Here is a 14351-nt window from a genome sequence, read left to right as displayed (position 1 = left end):
TCTCCAGCATACCGAAGCTTCCAGGTGGTGCAACGTCCTGGAAGCCGTCACGTCACAACTTAACGCACGGGTGCCGCAACCGGAGCCAGCGTGCGATGCTCACTGGTCTGGCGCGAAGGCGCTTTATGCACCATGGTGTAGGCATAATCTACGCCCATGCCGTACGCGCCCGAGTGCGTTTTCACGATATCCATGACGGCATCATAGGTTTCGCGGTGTGCCCAGTCACGCTGCCATTCCAGCATAACTTGCTGCCAGGTTACCGGGATCACGCCCGCCTGGATCATACGCTGCATCGCGTAGTCATGGGCTTCTTTCGAGGTGCCGCCTGAAGCATCTGCGACCATGTAAATTTCATAATCGCCTTCAAGCATGGCGCACAGCGCGAAGCTGTTGTTACAGACTTCGGTCCACAAACCGGCGACAACCACTTTTTTCCGGCCATTCGCTGCCAGGGCATCACGCACTTTCTGGTCATCCCAGGAGTTCATGGAGGTGCGTTCCAGAATGTCTTGACCTGGAAACACGTCCAGCAGTTCCGGATAGGTATTGCCAGAGAAGCTCTCGGTCTCAACCGTGGTCAGAATGGCGGGGATATTAAATACCTGTGCTGCTTTGGCTAACGCTACCGTATTGTTTTTCAGCACCTGGCGGTCAATCGACTGGACGCCAAACGCCATTTGCGGTTGATGATCGATAAAAATAATCTGGCTGTTATGCGGGGTCAGTACTTCAAGTTTTGCGTTAGTCATGCGTTTACCCAATAAGGTTGATGAAAAAGGATGTCCTTAAAACCAGCAACAACAGTGGGCATAACGGCACCCCACTGCCTGATTGCAGTGTAGGGGGCATTCAACACGCCGGGTATTATCCAGGTGTATACCTATACTTTTGTATAACTAGACGCTGAATCCGCCGCCTGCCAATAATTCTCCCCATTCAGGTGTGCCTCGGTTGTTGTTCTCGCGACTGCCCGCCTTATTTCACTATCAGCAAGGAGAAGTTATGGTTGAGCTTGGTAAAGCAGAACTGATTCTGACCAATGGTCAGTTTCACACCGTTGACCGCGAGAATCCGCAGGCGGATGCCGTTGCCATTCGTGACGGCAAATTTCTCGCCGTTGGCACCCTGGCCGAAGCGATGCAGCACCACTGTGCCGGCACCCGCGTGATTGATTTACAGGGCCATGCGGCCATTCCGGGTCTGAATGACTCGCACCTGCACCTGATTCGCGGTGGGCTGAACTATAACCTTGAGCTGCGCTGGGAAGGGGTTCCCTCTCTGGCCGATGCCTTGCGCATGTTAAAAGAGCAGGCATTACGGACGCCTTCACCGCAGTGGGTGCGCGTGGTGGGTGGCTGGACCGAATTCCAGTTCGCTGAACGCCGTATGCCTACGCTGGATGAGATCAACGAAGCCGCGCCAGATACCCCGGTATTCATCCTGCACCTTTATGATCGTGCCTTGCTCAACCGCGCGGCGTTAAACGTGGTGGGTTACACCAAAGACACCCCTAACCCACCAGGGGGCGAAATCCAACGCGACAGCAATGGCAACCCAACCGGAATGCTGATTGCGCGCCCGAATGCGATGATCCTCTACGCCACGTTGGCAAAAGGCCCCAAACTCCCACTGGAATTGCAAATCAACTCAACGCGTCAGTTTATGCGTGAGCTTAATCGTCTGGGGTTAACCAGCGCGATTGATGCCGGTGGCGGCTTCCAGAACTATCCTGATGACTATGAAGTGATTGCCCATCTGCACGCGGAAAAGCAGATGACGATTCGCATTGCCTACAACCTGTTTACTCAGCGCCCCGGTCATGAACTGGAGGACTTTGAGAAGTGGACAGATATGCTAACGCCAGGCCAGGGCAGCGACTACTTCCGCCACAACGGTGCCGGTGAGATGTTGGTGTTCTCCGCCGCTGACTTTGAAGACTTCCTTGAACCGCGCCCCGATCTGGCGCCGGGTATGGAAGATGAGCTGGAACGTGTAGTACGTCATCTGGTTGAGCATCGCTGGCCATTCCGTTTACACGCCACCTATGACGAATCAATCAGCCAGATGTTGGACGTCTTTGAGAAAGTCGATCGCGATATTCCTTTCAACGGGCTGCACTGGTTCTTCGATCATGCGGAAACCGTGACGCAGAAGAATATTGACCGCATCAAAGCCCTGGGCGGCGGTATTGCCGTACAGCACCGTATGGCGTTCCAGGGTGAATATTTTGCCGAACGTTACGGGATTGAAGCGACGCGTCATACGCCGCCGGTTGCGCGCATGCTGGAAACCGGTGTGCCGGTTGGCCTTGGCACCGATGCCACCCGTGTCGCCAGCTACAACCCGTGGACCGCGCTCTACTGGTTGGTTTCCGGTCGCACCGTCGGCGGCATGCAGATGTATGACGTGAATGCCCGCCTCGATCGCGATACCGCACTGATGCTCTGGACCCAGGGCAGCGCCTGGTTCTCCAGCGAACAGGGCAAGAAAGGCCAGATAAAAGTGGGGCAATTAGCCGACCTTGCGGTGTTGAGCAAAGACTATTTCCGTGTTCCGGAAGAGGAGATCAAAGGCATTGAATCCGTCCTCACCGTGGTAGACGGCAACGTGGTCTATGCCGCAGGCCGCTTTAACGGCGAAGCGCCTCCTTCACTGCCGGTGCTCCCGGACTGGTCTCCGGTCGTTAAAGTACCAGGCCACTACCGCAGCGCGCCACCGACGGGGGCAACCCGTGTCGGCTTACAAACCCAAGTGCATCATTGCAGTGGTCCATGTGGCGTCCATAGCCATCAGCACGACATTGCGCGTCGTTCGGATGTCCCGGTATCGGATGATACGGCTTTCTGGGGTGCGCTGGGCTGTAGCTGCTTTGCCTTCTAAGATTTCACTAAATCATGACCTGTTTTAGCCCCGCCTGTCCGGGGCTATTTTCCCGCCGCCATTACTGCTAACACCTCACGGGAGGAGCCTGAGCATGACCCAGGCCAATGATCTACACCTGACAACACCTGAAGAACCCCCTGTGGCGGCATCTCATGCCTCCCCCTGGGCACCGTTAAGCCAACGCGTGTTTCGTATGCTATGGATTGCCACCGTTGTTTCCAACGTGGGTTCATGGATGAATGATGTGGGCGTGAACTGGACAATGCTCTCGCTGAGTGCCGATCCTCTTGCGGTCGCGCTTGTCCAGGCCGCGGGCAGTTTGCCGATGTTCCTGTTTGCCCTGCCTTCCGGCGTGATGGCCGATATTGTCGATCGCCGTAAATACCTGCTGTTTTCCCAGGTTTGGGTCTTTATTGCGGCGGCGGGCCTGGCGGTACTCTCCTTTACCGGCCATATCACACCGCTGGTGTTACTGGCAGCCGCGTTTCTGCTCAGCACCGGCGCGGCGATGAGCTCACCGCCCTTCCAGGCCGTGGTGCCAGACCTGGTGAGCAAATCGCAGCTAGGTCCGGCGATTGCCCTTAACTCGCTGGGAATTAACATCAGCCGCGCCATCGGCCCAGCGCTGGGGGGATTGGTGCTGTCCTTCGCCTCTCCCTGGTTGGTGTTCGCCCTTAATGCCCTCTCGGTGTTGGGGGTAGCCTGGGTGCTTTACCGCTGGAAAGCGGAACCCAACGTGCAGCATCTGCCACCGGAGCACTTCTTCCCGGCGGTGCGTGCCGGGATCCGCTATGTGCATGCCGCGCCGGTATTACGTAACGTGCTGGTACGAACCGTAGCCTTTTTCCTGTTTGGCAGCGCAGGCTGGGCACTGTTGCCCCTGGTGGCACGTCGCGAACTTGGCCTTGGTCCTGGGGGTTACGGCATCATGCTGGCCTGCATTGGTATCGGAGCCATTACTGGTGCGGTGCTGCTGCCACGGATGCGTAAAAAGCTGAATGCCGACCAACTGATGGTGGCTGCCAGCATCCTGTTTGCCGCCACCATGCTGGCGCTGGCCTACGTGCGCCATTTCTGGCTGCTTAATGCCTGCGAATTCTTCACCGGCTTCGCCTGGATTATCGTGCTCTCCACACTCAACCTTGGTGCGCAACGCAGCGCGGCTAAATGGGTAAAAGCGCGAGCACTGGCGGTCTACCTTAGTCTGTTCTTTGGTTCAATGACGCTGGGCAGCGCCATCTGGGGCCAACTGGCTTCCCACTACTCGATCCCAACGTCTCTGTTGATCGCAACCGTGGGCATGTTGTTAGCCAGCACCACCGTGCTGCGCTGGCGGCTGGATAAAGACCCCGATCTGGATCTCGACCTGAGTACACACCTGCAACAGGCGTTACCGGAAATCAAAGGCCATCATGACCGTGGCCCGGTGATGGTCAGCTATGAGTATCAGGTGGCAGAAGAGAACACCCACGCCTTTATCCGCTGCATGCAGGAGATGCGCCGCGTGCGCCGCCGCAGTGGTGCCATCAGTTGGGGAATTTATGAGGATGTCGCCCGACCTGGGACATTCGTCGAAAGCTTTATCGTCAATTCGTGGATTGAGCACATGCGCCAGCTGGAGCGCTACACGGTTAACGACTGCAAAATTCAGCGCCGAACCCAGGAGTTTCACCTGTCGGAAACCCCGCCGGTGGTACGTTATCTGGTTGCGCCGCATTAACCGACTACGCTTTTCTAACCATGGGCACTATTTTTTTCACATCATAAGGGTCTTACTATGAGCACGATTAAAACGCAGGATGGTACGCAGATTTATTACAAAGACTGGGGCAAGGGCCAACCGGTTCTGTTCAGCCATGGCTGGCCGCTGGATGCGGATATGTGGGACAGCCAGCTCAATTTCCTCGCGGAAAATGGCTACCGTGTGATTGCGTTTGACCGTCGCGGCTTTGGTCGTTCAGAGCAACCGTGGGAAGGGTACAACTACGATACCTTCGCTTCTGACATTAACGATCTGATCACCGCGCTGGATCTCAACGATGTGACGCTGGTCGGCTTCTCAATGGGCGGCGGTGACGTCAGCCGCTATATCGGAACCTATGGCACTGCACGGGTTAAAGCACTGGCCTTACTGGGTGCTGTCACCCCGATCTTTGGTAAAACTGCCGATCACCCGGAAGGTGTTGATATGTCGGTCTTTGACGGCATTAAAGCCGGCCTGCGTAAAGATCGTGCCCAGTTCATCAAAGATTTTGCAACGCCATTCTATGGCACCAACGCCGGTCAAACCGTTTCTGAAGGTGCACTGACCCAGACGCTGAACATCGCGCTGCTGGCCTCTTTAAAAGGCACCCTGGATTGCGTCACCGCCTTCGCGGAAACCGACTTCCGTCCAGACCTGGCAAAAGTGGATGTTCCTACCCTGATCATTCACGGCAGCAACGACCAGATCGTGCCATTTGAAGCCACCGGCAAGCTGGCACATGCGCTGATCAAAGGCTCTGAGCTGAAAATCTATGAAAACGGCCCGCACGGTTTTGCGTTAACCCATGCTGATGCGCTGAATGCCGATCTGCTGGCATTCCTGAACAAGCTGTAATCACAACGGGGAGCTCATGGCTCCCCGTATTCAACCTACAAACCGGCTCAGGCAATTGCCCGACGACGCCAGGAAAGCATGTAGCCCAACAGGGCACAGAGTGCGATCAGCCACGGAATAAAACGGATCAGCACTGAATCACTACCGCTCATTAATTGCAGATTTTCCACCATCATCACCAGCGTGATCCCCATCAGTACCAGCGCTCCCAGCGGTGCCCAGAAAATTTGCCACTTGCTGAACTCGTGCTGATTACGGGCAAAGTAGGCCACCACCGCAGCGGAAACCCCAATTTGCAGTAGCAGGATACACAGGGTGGCAATGGCTGAACCAAAGGCGAAGATGTGTAGCATCGGATCGAGATTCACACTCCCCATCCCTGCCAGCAACAACATCGACAGCACACCATGCAGATGGCTCGCATTATGCGGTGTGCCATTGACCGGGTGGGTTTTACATAACTCTTTCCAGATCAGCCCATCACGACTGATGCTGAACAGATAGCGCGAAATATTGTTATGGAAGGCAACCGTCGCGGCAAACAGGCTGGTGATCAGCAGCACCGACATGGTATCTACCGCCCACTGTCCAACGTATTGACGCGTAATATCAAAAACAAAGTTGCCGGGATCTTTACTCGCGATGACCACTAACTGGTCAAAGCCATAGGCCTGAACCAAAGACCAGCTGGTAAAGCAGAAGAACACGGTGATCAGCAACAGCGCACACACGGTAGCGCGCGGTACGGTTTTTTCCGGGTTGCGGCACTCCTCGGCATAAATCGCGGTGGATTCAAAGCCAACAAACGAGGCGATGGCAAAGATAAAGGCGATACCGAGGTTGCCATGCATAAAGACCGAGGGTTCAAACGAGGTGAAATTCAGCGGCCCGGTTTTCTTCACCAGCAGCATGACATCCGTCACCAGGACAATCGCCACCTCTGCCAGCATCAGGACACCGAGAATTTTTCCGCCCACTTCCACCCGACGGATACCCAGCATCCAGGCAATCAGGGTGAACAGCATACTCAGCACCCACCAGGGTATATTCAGGCTGAAATGTTGTTGAAGGAACTGTGCGCTGAAGAAGCCCAACATCGCCACCACCGCCAGTTGAATCGCAATGTAGGCGAGAAGCGCCAGAATGGACGCAGAGGATCCCCAGCCTTCCCCCAGTCCCTGCTTGATGTAACTGTAAAAAGCCCCTGCGCTTTTCACATACCGGCTCATGGCCAGATAGCCCACAGAAAACAGCATCAAAATCAGACAGGCGGCAATATAGACCACCGGAATACCGCCGCCGTTCCCGGTAAAAATCGCGACCGGTAATCCTCCCACTACGCCCGTCAGCGGTGACGCTGCGGCCACCACAAAAAAGACCAGTGAGAACAGCCCCAACGTATTTTTTCGAAGACCAGTATTATTACTCATCGCCAGCGCCTTATGGGTCAGTGGATATTCAACAGAAATGTTTTCTGTTTCTATTTACTGACTGCATCATTTCGCAGCGATAAAGTTTGCGATAGAAAAAAACCGACAGACACCCTGTGCAAACCCTGCACCACAACGGCGCAATTGCACCTTTTTAGTGAAAGCGTAAACGCTCACCCCAAATATTACCGCCGATACGTCGTTGATAATCCAGTGGCGTGGTATTCACCAGTTTTTTAAATTCACGCAGGAAATGTGATTGATCGCTAAATCCTAAATCGAGAGCCATATCACTAAATGACAGCCCATCGGCATGATGAATACTGTTGAGGGCTGACTGGCAGCGAATAGCACGGCAAAACGCTTTTGGAGAGAGGCCGGTATCCTGACGGAACTGACGCTGAATGGTGCGGCAGGTGTAGCCGGTTAACGCTTCCAGCTCTTCGATACGCAGGTTGCCATTTTGTTGGCAAATCATGCCGATCGCCTGAGCGGTCAACGTAGAGGGCTTGCGGGTGATACCTGGCGTAAAGTATTGATTAAAAATCGCCATTTGCTGGCTTAAGTCCTGCGCCTGCACGATGCGTTCAAAGGCCAGACGGCCTTTTGGCACCACATCAAACAGATTTATTTCGTGATTCGTCAGCTCTTCCGCACTGATATCCAGGAAATCCGGGATGACGCCGGGCGCAAAACGCACGCCAAAATAGGGGTGATCGCAGTTCATGTCTGCCGCTCTGGCTTCCAGCGTGGTGCCGCAGACGCGGGCAGCCGGGTTATCAGGATCACAATCAAACAGAATATCGATACAGCCATCAGGCACCGCATAAGTCATGCTGGCGTCATGATCGACCGTGAAACGATAAAAATGAGAAATCACCGGATTATCCGATGGAATCAGTGAATACTGCTGGGCGGCGCTCATAACAAACCAAGGTTGTTCCGGGCGTAATGGTTTTTTTGGCGATGTTTTTCTTTTTACTGTCATCACATTATTCCTGGCATGGCCGAGAGTTTAACTTTTAAAGATGCAATTTATATACCAGTGCATTTTCTCAACCGCGTTCCCTGTCGCAAAAATACAATACAGTGATTGCTCTCCCGCGTTATTCATTACGTTATCAGCACTTGCACTGGGCCTGATCGGCCAAAACAGAGGCGCAGTGTAAACATTCAGTCAGAAGGATGCCGGGATATGTCTCACAGTACTAAAATCGATTTTATCTACCTCTCCGAGCCAGACATGATCCGCGCTGGCGTGACCGATATGCCCGCCTGTGTGGATACCATGGAGGAGATGTTTGGTCTGCTCTATCACGGTGACTATCGTATGGCCGGTTCAAATAACGATTCACACGGCGCGATGGTGACTTTCCCGGAAGAATCGCCTTTCCCTACCATGCCAAAACCCACGGCCGATCGCCGAATGATGGCGATGCCTGCCTATCTGGGCGGCAATTTCTGCACCGCAGGCGTTAAGTGGTACGGCTCAAACATCGCTAACCGCGAAAAAGGCCTACCGCGTTCGATTTTGATGTTCACCCTCAGCGACGCTGACACCGGTGCTCCTCTGGCGCACATGTCCGCTAACCTGCTTTCGGCCTATCGCACCGGTGCCATTCCTGGCGTTGGCGCGCGTCACCTGGCGAGACGTGACGCGCGTGTTGTCGGCCTGATGGGCCCCGGCGTAATGGGTAAAACCACGCTTGCAGCCTTCATGGCCGTGCGACCGCAGATCGATACCCTGAAGATAAAAGGACGCGGGGCTAAAAACCTCGACCTCTTTATCAGCTGGGTAAAAGAGACCTTCCCACAGATCACCACCATTCAGGTGGTGACGGAGATTGAGGAGTTGGTGCGCGGTTCCGATATCGTCACTTACTGCAACTCAGGCGAAGTGGGCGATCCGGAAAAATACCCGCTGGTGAAGCGTGAGTGGGTAAAACCAGGGGCGTTTCTTGCCATGCCGGCCTTGTGCAATATCGATGAGGGGATGGAACAGCCGGACGTGCGCAAAGTGGTGGATAACACCGGCCTGTACCACGCCTGGTTTGAGGAAGTGCCAAAACCTGCCCATAAACACATCCCGATTATCGGCGTGAAATTCATGGATATGATCGCCGAAGGAAAAATGCAGGCTGAGCAGTTAGAAGACATCGGCAAGATTATTGCCGGTGACGCCGCAGGCCGTGAGAACGACGAAGAGATCATCATCATGTCCGTGGGTGGCATGCCGGTTGAAGATGTGGCGTGGGGCACGATGGTGTACCGCAATGCGCTGAAAAACGACATTGGCGTGAAACTCAACCTGTGGGAAACCCCAGCACTGCGCTAAGCAACTCTTATTGACTGATTAACAGGAATAACATTATGACCCGCATCGTAAAAGTAAAAACCGGTTCTATTTTTGAAGAGAAAGCCAGCTACTCACGCATCGTTGCCGTAGACAACTGGATCTATGTTTCTAACACCGCTGGACGTAATCCTCAGACCAAACAGATCCCTGAAGATGTCGCGGAGCAGACCCGTCAGGTGTTTGCCAATATTGAAGCGGCCCTGGCTGCCGTTGATGCTTCTCTGGCGGACGTGGTGATGTCACGCGTTTTCATTCAGGAACCTAAAGATACTGAAACCGTGATGGCGATTATTGGCGATAAATTCCGTGGCATTAACCCGGCAACCACCGTTACCTGCCCGCCACTGGGTTCCACGGTGTACAAAGTCGAGTTGGAAGTCACCGCTTATCGTGGCGCGGGTGCCGCTGAAGTGGAAGAGATCACCATCGCTCTGTGATGGCAATGAGGGAGCAGGCATTGCTCCCACAGCATGTAGAAGGTGTGTGTTATGGGTCCTGAAATTAGCGCTGTAGAGACCTCTTCAGCCTTTCCTCAAGCCACTACCGTGGTGATTATCGGTGGTGGGATCGTCGGTTTAACCGCTGCGTTGACGCTGGCCGAACGCAATATTCCTGTCGTGGTTCTGGAAAAGGGGCGTATTGCAGGCGAGCAGTCATCACGCAATCTCGGGTGGGTGCGCAAAACCAGCCGTCAGGCCGACGATATTCCTCTGGCACTGGCCTCTGACCGGCTGTGGGCAGAAATGCCGCAACGCATCGGCAGCGAAGTGGGTTATCGGCAGGCGGGCATCATGTTTATTGCCCGCGACGAAAAGCAGATGGCGATGCATGAGAAGTGGGTGAACGCTGTCAGCCATCTCGATCTCGGTTCTCAGTTGCTGACGGCCGATCAGATCGCTCAACGCGTCCCCGGCGGCAAAGGCAACTGGGCAGGCGGCGTTTTCACCGCCAGCGATGGGCGTGCCGAGCCAACGCTGGCGTCCAGCGCCATTGCGCGTGCAGCCATGGCAAAAGGTGCCGTGATTATCGAGAACTGCGCGGTGCGCACGTTAACCACGCAAGCAGGCAAAGTCAGTGGGGTTGTCACGGAACGTGGCGAGATTCGTTGCGATCAGGTGCTGTTGGCCGGTGGGCTGTGGTCACGCCGTTTCCTGGGCAATTTAGGCATCTCGTTGCCGACATTACCGTTGATCTGCTCGGTGCTGCGTACCCGCCCGATGGAAGGCCCCACGGACATCGCCGTAGGTGCACCTGACTTTTCGTTCCGTAAACATCAGGACGGCGGTTTTATCATCACGCAGCGTGGCGCACTCGATGCACCGTTAACGCTCGATCACGCTTTGCTTGGCATGCAGTATCTGCCGCAGCTCCGTGCCGCGCGCGATAATCTGCGTATTGGTATTGGCCGTCACTCGTTCCGTGACCTGACCCTGAGCCGACGTTGGGGTGCGCAGAGCCGCACGCCTTTCGAGCAAGTCCGCGTAATGGACCCGAAGGTTAACCCTGCCTTGAATCAGGAAGCGCTAAATAACCTGAAAGCCGCCTGGCCCGCGTTCCAACAGGCTGAAATTGCCGCAGCCTGGGCGGGAATGATTGACGTAACTCCAGACTCGAACCCGGTGATTGGCCCGGTAGCAAAAATTCCCGGTCTGACGCTAGCCACCGGTTTCTCCGGTCATGGCTTCGGCACTTCACCGGCCGCCGGACAACTGGCAGCGGATTTAGTCGCTGGCATGACGCCGATTGTCGACCCAACGCCTTATCGGTTTGAACGCCTTTAATACGTTCGACAACACTGACGATGATCACGCGACAGGCTTAGAGGCCTGTCGTTTTTTATTAGCAGGATCGTTCAAATCCTACCTTGGGACATTAAAAACTGTTTTGCAGAAAACGAGACTGAAGTGAACCTGCACTTTTTATCCTGTCTTCCTTGATTAGTTGAGTTTTCTTATTGCGGAGCCTTTTATCCAGCCATCTATATTTTCAATGGCTTGAGTAAAATAGGTTACGTAGTTGGAATCACTGACATACCCAAGATGCGGTGTGGCCAGTAAATTTCGGCAATGCCGATAATCAGATTCAGGGCTTAGCGGTTCCTGTTCATAAACATCAATCGCCGCACCCGCAATCTTATTCGCCGTTAAGGCATTAACGAGTGCGCCCTCTTCAATCAGAGCAGCACGTGAAGTGTTAATGAGTAATGCCGTTGATTTCATGGTGCTAAAATCTGATGAAGTTATCAGCCCTTTGGTAGACGGACCGCTGACCAGGTGAAGGGTGATCACATCGGAAATTTTCAGGATCTCTTCTTTGCTCTCGACGAAATTGACATCTTCCTCTGCCGCCCTGTCAGAAGTCAGATTTGGGCTCCATGCATAGACATGCATGCCAAAGGCTTTGGCAAACTTAGCAACCTGCTTGCCAATTTTCCCCAGGCCAATAATGCCAATGTTTTTCCCATTTAGCGTTGTCCCGACGGTTTTCTGCCATGAATGGTAGATTGATACATTATTTGCTTCAGCAACAATGTTGCGCGCCAAAGCCAGCAAAAGACCCCATGTTAATTCTGCAGGAGGTTGGCTACTGCTTTGTGTTCCACAAACTGTAATACCAAGATCACTGCACGCTGCCATATCAATTGAGGAATTTCTCATTCCGGTGGTGATAATTAACTTTAAATGGGGAAGTGCCTGAAGAAGTTCTTTTCTGAGAGGGGTTCTTTCACGCATAGCAATGAGAATATTAACATCTTTAAGCTTTTCCAGTAGCGCATGTTGATCGGGGATATTAACCGTCAGGCTTGCAATATCTAAAAATCCCTTAACAGCTGACCAGTCCACAATATCCAACGCTACATTTTGATAATCATCGAGAATAACACATTTGTACTTTGCCACTTGATAATCCTTTGATAGTTAAATCAACCAACAATAGGCATTTCGCTTTCGGGCTTGTGAAGTGCATGCTGTCCGCGTCGTCGTACCGGAGCAGAGTGTAGTGCAGCGCGGTTTCCCGGTCCAGGTACTGGCCCTGCATCCGCAGGTTGTCTTCCCGCACCGCCGCCGAGTTTATCTCACCCCACGCCGTGTCCACCCGGCCCCAGGCGTCGTTCACGATGCGCCACACCTCCTCCCCGTTGCTGTCGCTCAGCTGCTCCGGCGTCCCGTCCGGGCGGGTGTGATACCAGTAAATCCGCGTGTACTCCCGCGCCCTGTCCGGCGTGTCGATGCGGGCCAGCGGCACGTAGCTGTCCGTGTCGCGGTAAACGTATGCCGTGCTCCCGTCCCGCCGTATCTCCTGCACCATCCGCAGGCCGTACCGCGCAAAGCGTATCCGGTAAGAACACCACCAGATGCCAGAACCGGTTGGGGTTCAGCAGAAAAAATGATACTTTCTAAGCTAAAACCGATTAAAAAATGCCGAATAATGATTATTCGGCCATTTCGAATAAAGTTTTTAATTATAGACACCTTTTTCCTCGGCTTTTTCTATAAATAGATCTTGAAGGTTGCCTTGAATTTCACTTTCTTTATATGTAACAGTAAAGTCACCATCAATGTTATCAGGGAAGTGTGAGCCATCTAAAGTACCTAGAATTACAGAAGCACTATCCGCCATAATAACATCAATAAAATTAAAAACATCATTCCTCTCTGATTCGCTCAACCCAGAAAGTGCTTTCCTAGCTTTTGCATACACATCAACATCAACATCAACATCAACATCACCATTAATGTTTTTTTTAGGGAGTTCCTATAACGTTCCGAGTTATCCTCTAAGAGCCCTTTAAAGATAGCATCTACAACTTTTTCATCAAGATTCATATTCATCACCTTACCTCAGGATGCATGAACTTATTTAAGACTATGATTTATATGAGTTTTGAATATTGCCATTATATATTCCAAAGAAGCCACATGGAAATTTTGAGCCATTTTCATAAAAACCATATCGAATGACTGCAAGGTAAAACTCACCATTAGCGCATCTAAATTATAATTCCACACCCAAGATTATTCGTTCGAAAAAATAACCTTTTAAATATTAAAACAATAAGTCACTGTAAAAGTTTCCACACGGCATATATAAATGGCCGGGAGGGTTTTAAATAGTTCCCTCCCGGCTTGTAATTATATGCTCGTTAATATGTTGTCGACAAGTTCAAAACCTGACACACCCATAGCTGTATAGTTAGGATACTCAGCAATAGGTATGCGTCTAATCTCTGTTTCACCATTATAGAGACCGCCAGCATAATTAAACACTTTCAGCTCCACCTCGTCTTCAGTTAAATCAACACAATCAATAACCTTCCATAAACCGTTACTAATATTTTGATTGCCTGTAAATAAAACTTGTGTTTTCTTACCAAACTTTTCAAAAGATATAGGTTTTATAATTCCATCATTGATAAATATTTCATCGTGTTGTATAGATAACACGCAAAAAGAAATTATCTTTTTAAATTTTCCTTTTGGTGCAAAAACAACCTTGCAAATAGCATACTTACCATTACTTAGAGGGATAACGAAAACATCACCTTCTTTATATTTTACTTTCATAAGCCATTACCTTTCAAAATAGAAAGAGCATCATTCAACACTTTACCACCCCAATCACTGCTGTGCCCAGCAATATCATACATTCCTGCGTTAGGATTATTGGGACTATAGGATCTGATTTTATTTAACAAGTTAGTCATAGGATTTTTAGATTGAGCTTTACCGTTAAGATCCATAATCCTTTGCTCCAAAAACTTGGCTTCAGATTTGGTCAGGTTATTATCAAATATAGTCAATTGTTCTAAATTAGATTTCCCCGAGGTATTAGCATGTATATTTAATCGCGATGGTGCATCACCACGACCAACATACAAAATACTTTTCCCATCATGTAGAACATACAATCCTTGGCCGTTTACTGGATCATAGTTTTTCCTCGTACCACCAGATTTACGGGTAGAAGGCAGCCCTTTGCAAGGCGTCAACCCCCACGGATCCGCCCAGTTAACCGGATCCGGCGCATACGCATACAGGTTCAGCCCCCCCGCCAGCCCTATCGGATCCGGGCTGATAAA

At 52.0% G+C, this 14351-nt stretch carries 14 protein-coding genes; 6 read left to right on the top strand and 8 right to left on the bottom strand.

Annotation, left to right across the window (positions count from 1 at the left end; all coding sequences use genetic code 11):
* Positions 1 to 59: 59 nt before the first annotated feature.
* On the bottom strand, positions 60 to 752 hold the full coding sequence (locus B880_RS0114540) for a hydrolase (protein WP_017348164.1): 693 nt from the start codon (positions 750 to 752) through the stop codon (positions 60 to 62).
* Between the two features lie 253 nt (positions 753 to 1005).
* Here B880_RS0114540 and B880_RS0114535 point away from each other — a divergent pair, with 253 nt between their 5' ends.
* The 3 genes from B880_RS0114535 (at position 1006) to B880_RS0114525 (ending at position 5485) form a co-directional block, all read left to right on the top strand.
* Positions 1006 to 2883, top strand: a complete 1878-nt coding sequence (locus tag B880_RS0114535; RefSeq protein ID WP_017348163.1) for an amidohydrolase — start codon at positions 1006 to 1008, stop codon at positions 2881 to 2883.
* Positions 2884 to 2977: 94 nt separating this feature from the next.
* The gene (locus tag B880_RS0114530) at positions 2978 to 4606 is read left to right on the top strand and encodes an MFS transporter (RefSeq protein ID WP_017348162.1); all 1629 of its coding nucleotides are present in this window, start codon (positions 2978 to 2980) and stop codon (positions 4604 to 4606) included.
* A gap of 57 nt (positions 4607 to 4663) precedes the next feature.
* Entirely contained in the window at positions 4664 to 5485 is an 822-nt protein-coding gene (locus tag B880_RS0114525) for an alpha/beta fold hydrolase (RefSeq protein ID WP_017348161.1), read from the top strand.
* Between the two features lie 47 nt (positions 5486 to 5532).
* Here the strand turns inward: B880_RS0114525 and B880_RS0114520 are convergent, their stop codons facing one another.
* Together B880_RS0114520 and B880_RS0114515 are read right to left on the bottom strand one after the other, a co-directional pair.
* Positions 5533 to 6915 (bottom strand): APC family permease, encoded by a 1383-nt coding sequence (locus B880_RS0114520; RefSeq protein ID WP_017348160.1) that lies wholly within the window; start codon positions 6913 to 6915, stop codon positions 5533 to 5535.
* 154 nt (positions 6916 to 7069) lie between these two features.
* Positions 7070 to 7903: an AraC family transcriptional regulator gene (locus tag B880_RS0114515; protein WP_017348159.1), complete on the bottom strand. Its 834-nt coding sequence runs from the start codon at positions 7901 to 7903 to the stop codon at positions 7070 to 7072.
* Positions 7904 to 8110: 207 nt separating this feature from the next.
* On the opposite strand from B880_RS0114515, the gene B880_RS0114510 reads away from it, so the two are divergent.
* The 3 genes from B880_RS0114510 to B880_RS0114500 are packed head-to-tail and all read left to right on the top strand — an operon-like array spanning position 8111 to position 11052.
* On the top strand, positions 8111 to 9250 hold the full coding sequence (locus B880_RS0114510) for a tyramine oxidase subunit B (protein WP_017348158.1): 1140 nt from the start codon (positions 8111 to 8113) through the stop codon (positions 9248 to 9250).
* A 35-nt stretch (positions 9251 to 9285) separates the two neighbouring features.
* Positions 9286 to 9708: a RidA family protein gene (locus tag B880_RS0114505; RefSeq protein WP_017348157.1), complete on the top strand. Its 423-nt coding sequence runs from the start codon at positions 9286 to 9288 to the stop codon at positions 9706 to 9708.
* A gap of 51 nt (positions 9709 to 9759) precedes the next feature.
* The gene (locus tag B880_RS0114500) at positions 9760 to 11052 is read left to right on the top strand and encodes an NAD(P)/FAD-dependent oxidoreductase (protein WP_017348156.1); all 1293 of its coding nucleotides are present in this window, start codon (positions 9760 to 9762) and stop codon (positions 11050 to 11052) included.
* Positions 11053 to 11208: 156 nt separating this feature from the next.
* On the opposite strand, the gene B880_RS0114495 is transcribed toward B880_RS0114500, so the two are convergent.
* The 5 genes from B880_RS0114495 to B880_RS25655 form a co-directional block, all read right to left on the bottom strand.
* Positions 11209 to 12171 (bottom strand): D-2-hydroxyacid dehydrogenase family protein, encoded by a 963-nt coding sequence (locus tag B880_RS0114495; protein ID WP_026042664.1) that lies wholly within the window; start codon positions 12169 to 12171, stop codon positions 11209 to 11211.
* Entirely contained in the window at positions 12140 to 12580 is a 441-nt protein-coding gene (locus B880_RS25075) for an RHS domain-containing protein (RefSeq protein ID WP_017348153.1), read from the bottom strand. Before B880_RS25075 ends, B880_RS0114495 begins: the two co-directional genes overlap by 32 nt.
* A 150-nt stretch (positions 12581 to 12730) precedes the next feature.
* Positions 12731 to 12973, bottom strand: coding sequence for a hypothetical protein (locus B880_RS25070; RefSeq protein WP_237761016.1), 243 nt, complete (start codon positions 12971 to 12973; stop codon positions 12731 to 12733).
* A 431-nt stretch (positions 12974 to 13404) separates the two neighbouring features.
* Entirely contained in the window at positions 13405 to 13836 is a 432-nt protein-coding gene (locus B880_RS0114480; RefSeq protein WP_017348150.1) for an Imm26 family immunity protein, read from the bottom strand.
* A partial coding sequence (locus tag B880_RS25655) for an RHS repeat-associated core domain-containing protein (protein WP_337589568.1) occupies positions 13833 to 14351 on the bottom strand: 519 nt, incomplete at its 5' end. The genes B880_RS25655 and B880_RS0114480, both read right to left, overlap by 4 nt.

It is taken from the genome of Pantoea sp. A4 (assembly GCF_000295955.2).
Taxonomy (GTDB): Bacteria; Pseudomonadota; Gammaproteobacteria; order Enterobacterales; family Enterobacteriaceae; genus Pantoea; species Pantoea multigeneris.
This window is presented reverse-complemented; position numbering and strand designations above follow the sequence as displayed.

Coding starts and splice junctions, on each gene's coding strand:
- B880_RS0114540 (WP_017348164.1), bottom strand. CDS start 752: ATGACTAACGCAAAACTTGAAGTACTGACCCCGCATAACAGCCAGATT.
- B880_RS0114535 (WP_017348163.1), top strand. CDS start 1,006: ATGGTTGAGCTTGGTAAAGCAGAACTGATTCTGACCAATGGTCAGTTT.
- B880_RS0114530 (WP_017348162.1), top strand. CDS start 2,978: ATGACCCAGGCCAATGATCTACACCTGACAACACCTGAAGAACCCCCT.
- B880_RS0114525 (WP_017348161.1), top strand. CDS start 4,664: ATGAGCACGATTAAAACGCAGGATGGTACGCAGATTTATTACAAAGAC.
- B880_RS0114520 (WP_017348160.1), bottom strand. CDS start 6,915: ATGAGTAATAATACTGGTCTTCGAAAAAATACGTTGGGGCTGTTCTCA.
- B880_RS0114515 (WP_017348159.1), bottom strand. CDS start 7,903: ATGACAGTAAAAAGAAAAACATCGCCAAAAAAACCATTACGCCCGGAA.
- B880_RS0114510 (WP_017348158.1), top strand. CDS start 8,111: ATGTCTCACAGTACTAAAATCGATTTTATCTACCTCTCCGAGCCAGAC.
- B880_RS0114505 (WP_017348157.1), top strand. CDS start 9,286: ATGACCCGCATCGTAAAAGTAAAAACCGGTTCTATTTTTGAAGAGAAA.
- B880_RS0114500 (WP_017348156.1), top strand. CDS start 9,760: ATGGGTCCTGAAATTAGCGCTGTAGAGACCTCTTCAGCCTTTCCTCAA.
- B880_RS25075 (WP_017348153.1), bottom strand. CDS start 12,580: ATGGTGCAGGAGATACGGCGGGACGGGAGCACGGCATACGTTTACCGC.
- B880_RS0114480 (WP_017348150.1), bottom strand. CDS start 13,836: ATGAAAGTAAAATATAAAGAAGGTGATGTTTTCGTTATCCCTCTAAGT.